The 12,719-nt window shown below is 69.7% G+C and carries 8 protein-coding genes and 1 pseudogene; 3 read left to right on the top strand and 6 right to left on the bottom strand.

Going from position 1 to position 12,719, the window contains the following annotated elements; genetic code table 11:
* Window positions 1–81 precede the first annotated feature (81 nt).
* Genes C0541_RS03740 through C0541_RS03715 form a run of 6 tightly spaced genes read right to left on the bottom strand, consistent with a single transcriptional unit; the run spans window position 82 to window position 4,187 of the window.
* Window positions 82–1,128, bottom strand: coding sequence for an MlaA family lipoprotein (locus C0541_RS03740; protein ID WP_115045868.1), 1,047 nt, complete (start codon window positions 1,126–1,128; stop codon window positions 82–84).
* A gap of 10 nt (window positions 1,129–1,138) precedes the next feature.
* Window positions 1,139–1,438: an STAS domain-containing protein gene (locus tag C0541_RS03735; protein ID WP_115045863.1), complete on the bottom strand. Its 300-nt coding sequence runs from the start codon at window positions 1,436–1,438 to the stop codon at window positions 1,139–1,141.
* Complete coding sequence (locus C0541_RS03730) at window positions 1,428–2,090, bottom strand: MlaC/ttg2D family ABC transporter substrate-binding protein (RefSeq protein ID WP_115045861.1); 663 nt, start codon at window positions 2,088–2,090, stop codon at window positions 1,428–1,430. Before C0541_RS03730 ends, C0541_RS03735 begins: the two co-directional genes overlap by 11 nt.
* Entirely contained in the window at window positions 2,087–2,635 is a 549-nt protein-coding gene (mlaD, locus tag C0541_RS03725) for an outer membrane lipid asymmetry maintenance protein MlaD (protein WP_115045859.1), read from the bottom strand. Before mlaD ends, C0541_RS03730 begins: the two co-directional genes overlap by 4 nt.
* 8 nt (window positions 2,636–2,643) lie before the next feature.
* Complete coding sequence (locus C0541_RS03720; protein WP_055852470.1) at window positions 2,644–3,393, bottom strand: MlaE family lipid ABC transporter permease subunit; 750 nt, start codon at window positions 3,391–3,393, stop codon at window positions 2,644–2,646.
* Complete coding sequence (locus tag C0541_RS03715; RefSeq protein ID WP_115045855.1) at window positions 3,393–4,187, bottom strand: ABC transporter ATP-binding protein; 795 nt, start codon at window positions 4,185–4,187, stop codon at window positions 3,393–3,395. Before C0541_RS03715 ends, C0541_RS03720 begins: the two co-directional genes overlap by 1 nt.
* A 401-nt stretch (window positions 4,188–4,588) precedes the next feature.
* Here C0541_RS03715 and C0541_RS03710 point away from each other — a divergent pair.
* The 3 genes and pseudogenes from C0541_RS03710 to recB all read left to right on the top strand — a co-directional run.
* A pseudogene (locus C0541_RS03710) lies at window positions 4,589–4,852 on the top strand (autotransporter outer membrane beta-barrel domain-containing protein); the annotation flags it as partial.
* A gap of 456 nt (window positions 4,853–5,308) precedes the next feature.
* Complete coding sequence (gene recC, locus C0541_RS03705) at window positions 5,309–8,713, top strand: exodeoxyribonuclease V subunit gamma (RefSeq protein ID WP_115045853.1); 3,405 nt, start codon at window positions 5,309–5,311, stop codon at window positions 8,711–8,713.
* On the top strand, window positions 8,710–12,636 hold the full coding sequence (recB, locus tag C0541_RS03700; RefSeq protein WP_115045851.1) for an exodeoxyribonuclease V subunit beta: 3,927 nt from the start codon (window positions 8,710–8,712) through the stop codon (window positions 12,634–12,636). The genes recC and recB overlap by 4 nt, the downstream gene beginning before the upstream one ends.
* Window positions 12,637–12,719 lie beyond the last annotated feature (83 nt).

Here is a 12,719-nt window from a genome sequence, read left to right as displayed (position 1 = left end):
ATCGGATGAGGGGAGCGGAAACTAAAAAGCCCGGGATCGCTCCCGGGCTTTTTACTCATGCCAGACCGCACGCTAGATCGATCAACGGATCCACTGCGGGATCGGCATCGCATCCACCGGCACGGTGTTGTCCTTGTCCTCGCGCAGGTAGTCGGGCAACTCGTTGTCCTTCTGGCGATGGCTGCGCAGGTCGCGCACGATCTGGTAGTTGCGGCGCTGCATCCATGCATCGCGGGTCAGCGCGTATTCGTCCGGTGCCTGGTCACGCAGCGAATCCAGCGACATCAGCTGCGCACGCGTATCCACCAGCTGCAGGCCCTGCAGGGCAAAGCGCGCACCGCCATCGTCGACCTGGCGCACCCACGACAGTGGAATATCGCCACCCAGGCCAACGGTGTCGCGCACCGTGCGTGGGCCAAACAGCGGCAGCTCGAAGTAACGCGAGTTACGCCAGCCCCAGGCACCCAGGGTCTGACCGAAGTCCTCGCTGCGGCGCGGAATGCCCGCCGCGGAGGCCGGGTCGAACAGACCGGCCACGCCCAGCGTGGAATTCATCACGAAGCGGCCCAGCGACTGCATCGCATACACCGGGTGGCCCTGCAGCAGCTGGTTGACCATGGTCAGCGGCGTGCCGAGGTTGTCGAAGAAATTGGTCACCCCCAGGCGGGCCGGACGCGGCACCACCTTGGTATAGCCGGTGGCCAACGGACGCGCCACGCTACGGTCCACGGCCAGGTTGAAGCGATGCATGCCGCGGTTGTAGCGCTCCCATGGATCGTATGCGGGGGCGCCGCCGGGTTGCGCAGGCGCCCCATTGGCGCCGGCCTGCGGGATGGTCGGGCCGTACAGCGCGTCGAAGTCGTCCTCGGCCGACGTGGGCGTGCCGGAGGCATCGGCGCCGGCCTGGTCGGCGGGCGCGGCGGCAACCGTGGCGGGCACGGCATCGGGCGCGGCGAACCCGGAGACCGCCGGTTGGGCAGTCACCCCGGCATCGTCGCGCACCGGCGCAGGGGCGCCCGGGACGGAATCGCCGCCGGGCGAGGGCGGGGCGGACTTGGGCGTCTGGCTGGCGCAGGCACCAAGCAGCAGGCAGGCGGCCAACAGGGAAAGGGGGCGAAGCTGGGTCATGGGGTGGCGCTCAGGCCTGGAAATCGAAAGTAGGGGACAACCGGTAGGCGGCACGCAACTCGTCCAGGCCGGACGCTTCACCCACCACCGTAACGGGACCGGCACCGCTGCTGCGCAACCGTGCAGCCAGTTCGGCCAGCATCGCCACGCCGGCACTGTCCAGGCGTTGTACGCCCGACAGCTCCAGCGTGCCAATGCCGTCCAGCTGCGCGATCGCCTGCGGCCAAGCCGCAGTGACCGCGTCGCGGTCGATCACGCCGGTGAGTACCAGCGTGTCGCCATTGCGTTGCACGGAGCTGTTACTTGCCATTGGCCGGTGCCGGAGCGACCTGCAGATTGCCGCTACGCAGCTCTGCGGCGACCTTGGCGATGCCCTTCTCGCGCAGCGGGCCGTCGAACTGGGTCTTGAAGGTCTGCACGTAGGAGATGCCTTCGATCATCACATCGAAGATCTTCCACTGGCCACCGACGTTGCGCATCATGTAATCGACCGGGGTCGGGTCGTTGCCGGCGCGCAGCAGGTCGGTGGACACCTTGACGCCGCGGTTGCCCGGCAGTGCGCTTTCGGACTTGGCGCGGAAGGTCGGCTTGCCTTCGAAGTTCAGCAACGCGGTGCCGTAGCGCTGCATCAGGTTGTCGGCCAGCGCATCGGCGAACAGCTTGACGTCCGCATCGGAGGCGCCACGGCCGTTGATGCCCAGCACCAGGCGGGCCGAATAGTCGCGGTCGAAGGCCTTGGTCAACTCGCCATTGATGTACTCGCGCAGCGCGGCCGGGTTGCTGCGGAACTCGGCGCGGCGCTGGTCCAGCGTAGTCAGGATGCGGGTGCTGCTGTCGATGACGGTCTTGGTGGCCGCGCCTTGCGCAGGCGCGCTGGCGGCAGCCGGCTGCGCCAGCACGGTGGCCGGTGCGCACACCAGCAGGGTCGAGGCCAGGACGGCGGAGAGCAGGGTGGTCTTCATTGGTGTGGTTCCGTAGAGGGAGGAGCGGGCTGGGCAGGCGCGGGCGCCTGGCCATCGGTGGCGGCCGGGGCATTGCTGCCACCACTACCGCCACCACTGAACATGTACTTGCCGACCAGCTGCAGCAGATCCACTGCCGGCTGGGTGAAGCCGATCTCTTCGCCCGGCTTGAGCGTTTCCGGGTCGCCGCCCGGCTGCAGGCCGATATAGCTCTCGCCCAGCAAGCCGCTGGTGAAGATACCGGCCGAGGTGTCGGCGGGGAGGTCCTTGTATTTGGTATCCAGCGACAGCGTCACCACCGAATCGAACCTGGTCGGGTCCAGGCTGATGTCGGACACCTTGCCGATGGTCACGCCGCCAATCTTCACCGGCGCCTGCGCACGCAGCTGGCCGATCTGGCTGAAGCGCGCGGTCAGCGTGTACTGGCTGGACCCGAAGCCCCAGCGTTGATTGGTCGAGGCCACCGCCAGCACCAGCAGCGAGGCCAGGGTCAGCAGCAAAAAGGCGCCGACGGCGAATTCGAGTCGTGGTCCACGCATGGCCATGGGCTATCTCACCTAAACAACATTGCAGAAAGGACGAAGTTGAACATCAGCACCAGCAGCGAGGCGTTCACCACCGCGCGGGTGGTGGCGATCGAGGTGCCTTCGATGGTCGGCTCGGCATGGAAACCCACGTAGGCGGCCACCAGCGCGGCGGTGCCGCCGAAGATCGCCGACTTGAGCATCGCCACGCCAAAGTCGTCCCAGAAGTCCACGCTGTTGCTCAACCCCGACCAGAATGTGCCGTTGTCGATCCCCAACACGTGCACGGCTTCGAAGTAGCCGCCGGTGATGGCCAGCGAACAGAACACGCCGGTCAGCAACGGCACCGTCAGCACCGCCGCCCAGAAGCGCGGCGCCACCGCCTTGGCCACCGGATCGATGGCCATCAGCTCCAGCGCCTTGATCTGGTCGGTGGCGCGCATCAGGCCGAGTTCGGCGGCGATCGAGCTGCCGGCGCGGCCGATGAACAACAGCGCGGTCAGCACCGGTGCCAGCTCGCGGTACAGCGACAGCCCCAGCAAGGTGGACAGCGCATCCGACGCACCGTAGGTGGTCAGCGTGCGATACCCCTGCAGGGTCAGCACCAGGCCGACGAAGGCGCCGCCGACGGCGATGATCGGCAGCGAACGCGCGCCGACCTTGTAGATCTCGCGCACCAGCTCGGCGATGAAGTCGCGCGTGGGCAGCGAGCCGCGCAGCACGGTCAGCGAGAACAGCCCGGCGCGGCCAAAGGCGCGGATCGATTCGACCATGGCCATCAGGCAGCACTCCGGTCGCGCCGCGGCGCCGCGTCGAAGGCGATCGGCCCATCCGGCTGGCCATGCAGGAACTGCTGCACCAGCGGATCGGTACTGTACTGCAGCTGCTCCGGCGTGCCGGCGAACACGATGCCGCCATTGGCGATGACCACCGCCTGGTCGCTGATCGGCAGGGTTTCGTGCACGTGGTGGCTGACGATGATGCTGGTCAGGCCAAGGCTGTCGTTGAGGCGCTGGATCAGGCTCATGATCACGCCCGAGGCGATCGGGTCCAGCCCGGTCAGCGGTTCGTCGTAGATCATCAGCGGCGGGTCCAGTGCCAGCGCACGCGCCAGCGCCACGCGCCGCGCCATGCCGCCGGACAATTCGCGCGGCCAGGCATCGGCGGCCGCCAGCAGGCCCACCGCATGCAGCTTCATCTGCACCAGGCGCTGCAGCACCGGCGCCGGCAGGCGCGTATGCGTACGCAGCGGCAGCGCGACGTTGTCGGCCACGCTCAGGTCGGTCAGCAGGCCGTTGCCCTGCAGCAGCACGCCGACATTGCGACGCATCTCCAGCAGTGCACGGTTGCCATGCGGGATCGCGTTGCCGAACAGGGTGACCGTGCCGGCGACCGGACGCAGCTCGCCGGTCAGCGCGGCCAGCAAGGTGGACTTGCCGCTACCGGAAGGACCGAGCACGGCCGTGATGCTGCCGCGTGGCACCTCGAGCGAGACGTCGCGCAGGATCGTGCGACCGCCGCGATCGATGCGGACACCGGACAACTGCACGACAGGGGATGCGGACGCCGTCATCGAAGCCTTTAACAGAATTCCAACGCGATAGAGTAGCCCTCACACGGCTGAACATAAGCGAACCGGTGCGTGCAGTATTATCGCATTCATGCCGCGGGGGATGTGGCCGACCATGTCGACATCTGCGTAACAGCGTGTCCCGCAACGCACGAACTGCCGCGCGGCATGGCATCGCGGTTGAACATACGCGGCGGTAGGGTTTACCTACTGAGAGCCTGCGGCATCATGCAGACGCGAGCACGGCAGTGGAAAGGCGCACGCAGATCGCAATGACGCTACTGACCTAGCTGTCGCGTAGTGGGTCTTGCGTCTCTTTTCCGCAGCTGACTCAGCAAGTGCGCCATGCGTGGATAGATGAGATCGGCATCTTTCTAGCGTCGGTAGCAGTAGCCTCCGGTAGACGCCCGACCCCGCAGCTGCGCGTGGAATACCAGCGCGACTTCCAGGGCCGCGGCGGTGCCACGCTGAGCTATGCCGATCTGTCTGGCGGGCCGTTCTATCGCGCCGGCCAGAGCGCGTTCGACCGCAACCGCCTGATGCCCGGCATCGGTGCGGCGTTGCTGACCGAGCAGGGCCTGTCGACGCGGCTGGAATACCGCGGCATCACCGACCGCGACAGCAACAACGATCAGACCTGGATGATCAATCTGGAAAAGAAATACTGATCGCGCCGTACGCGCCGCACGCGCCGCAGGAAAGGCAATGCGATGGGCCGGGCACTGCGCGGCCCATCGCGTTTGTGACCAGTGCCGTGGAGGCAGGTGGAGCGCAGCGATTGCGCAGGCGCATCGGCACCGGCAGGCCGGCATGTCAGGTCCGGCGCTGGGCGGCAGCAATCCCGTCATTGACGTCTGTCTGGACCAGACCGGCTCGTCCCGGTTGCGTGGCGTTGGCCACGTGCGTAGGCAGCAAGCACCCTCGGCGAATGCGTGAACATTCGCCCATCCCGCGCGCCGACGACGCGATACCGACCGCTGGCACTGGCCGCGCTCGCTCGATCATTGCTGCCTGTCCATTCCACGCACGCCGCGCCCCTGCGCACCGGGAGCGAGCACATCGACTGGCCTGCGCCATGCAGGTCAACGCGCATTACCTCGGCATCCGGCACAATGCGCCCACGCATGCACGCCACTTCCGCGCCCGATTTCCGCCTCTATCCCTCGAATGCGCTGGATACGCTGGCCGCCTTGCTCGCCCAGGAACTGCGCCGGCCGGTGCCGGAGCAGCCGTTGCTGCAGCCGGAGGTGGTGCTGATCCCGCAGGTGGCGATGCGGCGCTGGCTGCAGTCCACGCTGGCGGCCGAGCACGGCGTGGCGGCCAACCTGGAATTCCTCACCCCCGGCGAATTCGTCGCGCGCGCGCTGGAAGGCAATCTCGGCCCGGCCGACGACGATCTGGACATCGCCACCACGCAGTGGCGGTTGTATGCCGCGTTGCAGGCCGACCTGGGCAGCGATGCGGCATTGGCGCCGTTGGCCGGTTATCTGTCCGATGGCGATGCGCTCAAGCCCTGGGCATTGGCCGGCGAGCTGGGCAACGTGTTCGAGAAGTACCAGGCCTGGCGACGCGACTGGTTGCTGCGCTGGGAAGGCGGCGCCGACCCCGATGATCCGCAGGCGCGCCTGTGGCGCAGCATCGCCTCGGGGCGGCAGTACCGCGCGCGCCGCATCGGCCAGTACCTGGATCGCTACGCGCGCCCGGATGGTCCGCTGCCGCAGGGCTTGCCCAGGCGCCTGTTCGCCTTTGCCATCCTGAATATTTCGCCCGACGTGCTGCGCGTGCTGGCCACCCAGGCGCGTGTGGGCACGCTGCATTTCTACCTGCCCACACCCACGCAGGGGTACTGGGGCGATCTGCAGACCCTGTGGCAGCGACGCCGCGAAGACGGTGCGGTGCAGCTGTTTGCCGGGCAGGTACAGGAAAACCCGCTGCTGCAGGCCTGGGGCGCGGCCGGGCGCGACTTCATGGCCTTGGTCGGCGATTACGAGGTGGTGCATCCGCTGGCCGAGATCGCCGTCTACGCCGATCCGCTGGAGTCCGGGCGCCGCGCACTGGCCGACGGCGGCCTGGGCGACAGCCTGCTGCGCCGCATGCAGAGCGACCTGTTCCATCGCCGCGCGCCAGGCGTGCCTGCGGCATTGCCGACGGTGGATCTGCACGACCCCAGCCTGCAGGTGCACGCCTGCCACACGCGGCTGCGCGAGTTGCAGGTGCTGCACGACCAGCTGCGCGCCCTGCTTGACGACCCACGCTTCGACCCGCCACTGCAGCCGCGCGAGATCGCGGTGCTGTCGCCGGACATCGACCCGTACGTGCCGTACCTGGACGCGGTGTTCGGCAGCCACGGCAACGACGACGCGCTGCCGTACGCGCTGGCCGATGCCAGCCCGTTGGCCAGCGAACCGTTGGCCGAAGTGTTCCTCACCTTGCTCGGCCTGCCGATCGCACGCTTCGGCCTGCACGAGATTCTCGACCTGCTGGCCAGTGCACCGATTGCCGAGGCCGCCGGCCTGGATGAAGCCGGGCTGGAACGCCTGCGCGGCTGGCTGCATGCGGCCGGCGCGCGCTGGGGGCTGGATGCGGCGCATCGGCGTCAGCACCAGGCACCGGGCGACGACGCCTACACCTGGCGCTTCGCGCTGGACCGGCTGCTGCTCGGCCATGCCAGCGGCGCCGATGAGCAGATCGAGGGCGTGGCGCCCTGGCCGCAGCTGGAAGGCAGCGCGGTGGCCGCACTGGACACGCTGTTGCACTTGCTGGGCGTGCTCGAACGCCACCAGTCCGTATTGGCCAAGGCGATGACGCCGGTCCAGTGGCGCGAGCGTCTGCTCGGTTTGCTGGAAGAGCTGATTCCAAAAGCGCCGTCGGCACCGCGTGCGCAGCGCGCGCTGGATCGGCTGCGCACCTTGATCGACCAATTCGCCCGCGATGCGGTGCGTGCCGAGTACGCCGGCACGGTGCCGGCCGAGGTGGTGCGCGCGCACTTTGCTGCGGTGCTGGGCGAATCGGACACGCGCGCGCCGCTGCTCACCGGCGGCATCAGCTTCGGCCGCATGGTGCCGATGCGCCTGCTGCCGTTCCGCGTGATCTGCCTGCTCGGCATGAACGATGGCGACTTCCCGCGCCGCGACCCGGCCGCCGGGCTCAATCGCCTCACTGCCGAGCTGGGCACCGAGCGCCGCCGGCATGGCGACCGTTCAACCCGCGAGGACGACAGGTTCCTGTTCCTGCAGTTGTTCGCCTCCGCGCAGGAGGTGTTCTACCTGAGCTATCTCGGCGCCGATGCGCGTGATGGCAGCGCGCGCGAACCGTCGGTGCTGGTCAGCGAGCTACTGGGCAGCGCCGCGCAGTACCACGCCGACCCGCAGGCGATCGCCACGCTGGTGGTGGAGCACCCGTTGCAGCCATTCGCCGCCGCCGCCTTCGGGGCGCCGGGCGATCACGGCGCCGACCCGCGCCGTTTCAGCTATCGCCGCCAATGGCGGCCGTCGGTGGACAGCCTGGTCGGCCAGCGCCAGCCGCTCGCGCCGTGGGTGGCCGGTGCGTTGCCGGCCGACGACCGCGCAGTGCCGGGCAGCGTGTCGATCGATGACGTGCGCCGCCTGTTTTCCGACCCGGCCGGGCAGTTCCTGCGCCATCGCCTGGGCATGCGGTTGCCCGACCCGGCCAGCGAAGACAGCGATCTGGAACCGCTCGTTGCAGCGACGCGCGGATTGGAGCAATACAGCTTGCAGCAGCACGCGTTCGAAGCAGCGGTGGCCGGCGAGACCGACGGCCTGTATGCGCGCCTGCGTGCCCGCGCGCTGCTGCCCTCCGGCCCGCTTGGGCGCCGCGACCTCGATGCGCTTCTGACAACCCTGCGCCCGTACGCCGAGGCATTCCGGCAATGGCGTGGCGAGGCGCCGGCGCAGTCGCATCGGCTGCAGGTGCAGATCGGCCAGACCCAGGTGCACGGCCGCGTGCCCGGCTGGTATGCGAGCGGGGTAGGGCGGGTGCAGGTCGGCGCGCTCAACGGCCGCAGCGCGATCCGCCACGGCCTGGAATGGCTGCTGCTGCGCGCCGCCGGCGAGCACGCGCCGTATGTGCGCTTCTTCGACCACGAGGACGGTTTAGGCCCGCATCCGATCGACGCTGAACCGCTGTCGCAGGCGCGGGCACAGGACGCGTTGGCCGCACTGCTGCAGCTGTATCGGCACGGCCTGCAGGCGCCGCTGGCATTTGCGCCCTACAGCAGCTGGAAATACCACCAGGCCGCGCGCGGCGACGACCTGGACAAGGCCATCAAGGAGGCCGCCGGGCAGTGGCAATCCAGCTTCGGCTGGAGCGAATCGCACAGCCCGGAACTGCGCCTGGTCAACCGCGGCCGCGACCCGTTTGCCGATGCACAGCGCTTTACCGAGTTCGCCACCACCAGCCACCGCGTGTACGACCTGCTCGAACGCGGCAACACCGACGCCACGCTGGATCCGCAGCGTCTGCTCGAGAGCTGGCGCCACTGGCACGGCGCGCAGGAGGAGGCCGAATGAGCGCCAGCCCGGTCACCGACCCGTACCTGCACCTGCCATTGGAGGGCGTGCGCCTGATCGAGGCCAGCGCCGGCACCGGCAAGACCTTCACCCTGGCCACGCTGTTCACCCGGCTGGTGGTCGAGCGCGGCCTGCGCATCGGCCAGATCCTCGCCGTCACCTTCACCGAGGCCGCCACCCAGGAACTGCGCCGCCGCATCCGCGAGCGCCTGGTGCTGGCCGCAACCCTGGTCCCCGACGCTCCCGTAGGAGCGGCCTTGGCCGCGACCGACCACGCCGACAACCCGTCGCGGCCAGGTCCGCTCCTACGAGAAGCGCCCGACGTCCTGCTCACTAGCACTCCTCCCCCCGTAGGAGCGGCCTCGGCCGCGACCGACCTGGCCACAACGCCGGCGCCTGATGGCGCATCGGCTCTTGTAGGAGCGGCCCAGGCTGCGACCGACTTCGCCAACGACCCGTCGCGGCCAAGGCCGCTCCTACAAGAGCCGCCTGACGTGCTGCTCACCCGCGCCATCCTCGCCACCCACCTGGCCAGCGGCACCGAGACACCGGCCGCCCTGCGCCGCCGCCTGCAACAGGCGGTGGAAGAAATCGACCTGGCCGCGGTGTTCACCATCCACGGCTTCTGCGCGCGCGTGCTGCGCGAGCACGCGCTGGAAAGCGGCCAGGCTTTTGCCGCGCCGGAGCTGCTCGCCAACGACCGCGAGCTGCTGGGCGAAGTCGCCGCCGACCTGTGGCGCCAGCGCGCCGCCGACGCCGCAACGGCCGAAGACCTAGTCGCGCTGTGGTCGGGCGGCCCCGAGGCATTGGCCAGCGATCTGCGCGCGCTGGTGCGCCATCCAACGCTGCTGCCGGCGGCCGCCACCACACCCGACGATTCCGCTGCGCTGCTGCAGGCCGTGCAGGACGCCAGTACCGCACTGGCCGCCGCATTCCAGGCGCATGGCACCGCGTTTTTCGACACCATCATGGCCGCCATCGACGGCGGCATCCTGAGCAAGGTCAGCTACAAACCGGAGTGGCTGGCCTCGCTGTGGCATTGGTTCGACAGCTTCGCCGCCGCGCCCTCTGTCAACACCGCGCCGCATCCCAAACTGATCAAGCTGACCGCTGCGGAACTGGCGGCCGGCACCAACAAGAAGTTCGTCGAGCGCACCCCGGCCTCGTCGCTGAGCCACGAGATCGACGGCTATCTCACCGCGCAGGCGCGTGTCGAAGCATGGCGCACCCGTCGCCGCATCCGCCTGCTGCACGCGCTGCGCGAGGATGCCATCGCACGGCTCGCCCTGCTCAAGCGCCAGCGCCGCGTGCAGACCTACGACGACCTGGTCGATGGCGTGGCGCACGCGCTGGAAGGCGCGCAGGCCGGCACCCTGGTCACGCGGCTGCGCGCGCAATACGCCATCGCGCTGGTGGACGAGTTCCAGGACACCGACGACCGCCAGTGGGCGATCTTCTCCAATGTGTTCGGCGAAGGCCCGCTCGCACGCGCCGCCGGCCTGGAACCGGCGCTGTTCCTGATCGGCGACCCCAAGCAGGCCATCTATGGCTTCCGTGGCGGCGACGTGCGCACCTATCTGGCTGCTGCAGTCACTGCCGAACTCGCCCCGCCGCTGAGCCACAACTTCCGCTCGCGCCCCGGCGTGCTGGCGGCCATCGACGCGCTGTACGCGCAGGCCGGCTACACCGACGCCTTCCTCACCGATGGCATCGCCTTCCACCCGGTGCGGCCCGGCACCAAGCGGGTGGATGCCGACCTGCAGCGCGATGGCGCCACCGCCCCGGCGCTGACGCTGTGGCGGGCCCCGGAACCGCCGCCGCCCATTAAAGGAAAGCCCAAACCCTGGAGCGCCAACCGCGCCCGCGAGCTGGCCACCGCCGCCTGCGTGGCGGCGATCCGCGGCTGGCTGGCCGGTGGCCGCGACGGCACTGCCACCGTCATCGGCCGCCCGGTGCAGGCCGGCGATATCGCCGTGCTGGTGCGCAGCCACGGCGAGGCCACGCGCATGCAACAGGCGCTGGGCGCGGTGGGCATCCCCGCGGTGGCGGCCGGCAAACAGAGCCTGTTCGCCACCGACGAAGCGCTGGAACTGCTGGCCCTGCTGCAGGCCTTGCTCGACCCGGGTGACGACAGCCGCCTGCGCGCTGCCCTGGCCACCGTGCTGATCGGCGCGGATGCCGCCGCCATCGCCGCGCTCGCCCACGATGGCGAGCGTCACCGCCGCTGGCAGCAACAGGCGCTGGACTGGCGCGAGCGCTGGCAACGCGGCGGCCCGCTGGCCTTGATCGGCGAGCTGGGCGCCGCGCACGGGCAACGCCTGCTCGCGCTGACCGACGGCGAACGCCGCCTCACCAACTACCTGCAACTGGCCGAACTGCTGCAGGAAGCCGACGCCCGCGCGCTCGGCCCGCACGGCCTGGTCGACTGGCTGTCGCGCCGCATCGCCAATGCCGACGACAACGACGAAGCCCAGCAGCTGCGGCTGGAATCGGACGCGCGCCGCGTGCAGATCGTCACCCTGCACAAGAGCAAGGGCCTGGAATATCCGCTGGTGTTCCTGCCGTACATCGGCATCGGCCGCAGCGACAAGGGCGCCGGCCGCCATTGCGTGGTGCATGCGCCGGAGCTCGGCCGCCAGCTGCACTGGAAGACAGACAAGGAAGACCCAAGCTGGAGCGCCGCCGAAGCGGCCTGGAAGCAGGAACAACGCGCCGAAGACGCACGCCTGCTCTACGTCGGCCTGACCCGCGCCGAGCACGCGCTGTGGATCGCCAGCGGCCCGTTCCACCAGCACGAGCGCACCGCCCTGTCCGGCATGCTGCGCGCGCTCGACGCGCTGCAGGGCGCGGCCGGCGAGGGCGCGGTGGTGGTGGACACGTCCACGCCGCCGGCTACCCTGCCGCGGCTGCCGCCGCCGATCGAAGCGCAGGTGCCGCCCGCGCGCACCCCGCAGCGGCAGATCGCCCCGGACTGGTGGGTCTACAGCTTCACCCAGCTGGCCAACGCCGATGCCGGCGCCGCCAGCGACCCGATGGCCAGCGCCACGGTGGTCGGCAGCGGCGGCAGCGACGAGCCGGCCGGCAGCGAGGCGGTGGCAGTCGCCGCTGCCACCGAGGCCGAGCCGTTCGACCCGCGCTTTGCCGGCAACCGTTTCGGCGTGGTGATGCACGACGTGTTCGAGCGCTGCGACTTTGCCGCCTGGCAGGCGTGGCAGCCCGGCCAACCCGCGCCCGAGGGCCAGGCCGCGCCCATCGTCGAGGCCCTGCAACGCGGCGGCTATGCCCAGGACGAACTCGACGACGGCCTGCGCCTGCTCACCGCGCTGATCGGCCACACCCTCACCGTGGTGTTGCCCGAGGGCACCTCCCTGGCCGCGGTCCCCGGACCGCAGCGCCGCAACGAGATGGAATTCCACTTCGCCATGCGGCCCACCCGCGTCGATGCGCTGCTGGCACTGCTGCACCGGTTTGGCGTGGTCGGCGAGCGCCAGGCCTTCGGCGCGCGCCAGCGGCTGGAAGGCCTGATGACCGGCCTGATCGACCTCACCTACACCGTGGACGGCCGCTGGTACGTGCTCGACTACAAGTCCAACCGCCTGCCCAGCTACGACGCCGACGCCCTGGCCCGCGCCATGGCGCACAGCGAGTACGCGTTGCAGGCGCTGATCTACACCGTCGCCCTGCACCGCTGGCTGCGCTTCCGCCTGGGCGAGGCCTACGACTACGCCCGCGACTTCGGCGGCGTGCGCTACCTGTTCTGCCGCGGCCTGGACGCGGCGGCTTCCACCGACCCCGGTACCCCGGCCCCCGGCGTCCACGCCTGGCGCTTCGACCCGATCCTGGTCGACACCCTGGACGCCCTGTTCGCCGGCAGCGCCCCGGAGCCGATATCCAGCAACCCAGGCACGCCCGATGCCCACTAGCGCACAGCTCCTCACCGCCGACGCACCAAGGCCGCGCTCGCACCGAGAGAGTGCACACCCGGCCAGCGCCGACGCACCAAAGC

Source organism: Xanthomonas arboricola (assembly GCF_003353015.1).
GTDB lineage: Bacteria > Pseudomonadota > Gammaproteobacteria > Xanthomonadales > Xanthomonadaceae > Xanthomonas > Xanthomonas arboricola_E.
The sequence above is the reverse complement of the archived record's forward strand: the minus strand, read 5'-3'. Positions and strand labels throughout refer to the sequence as shown.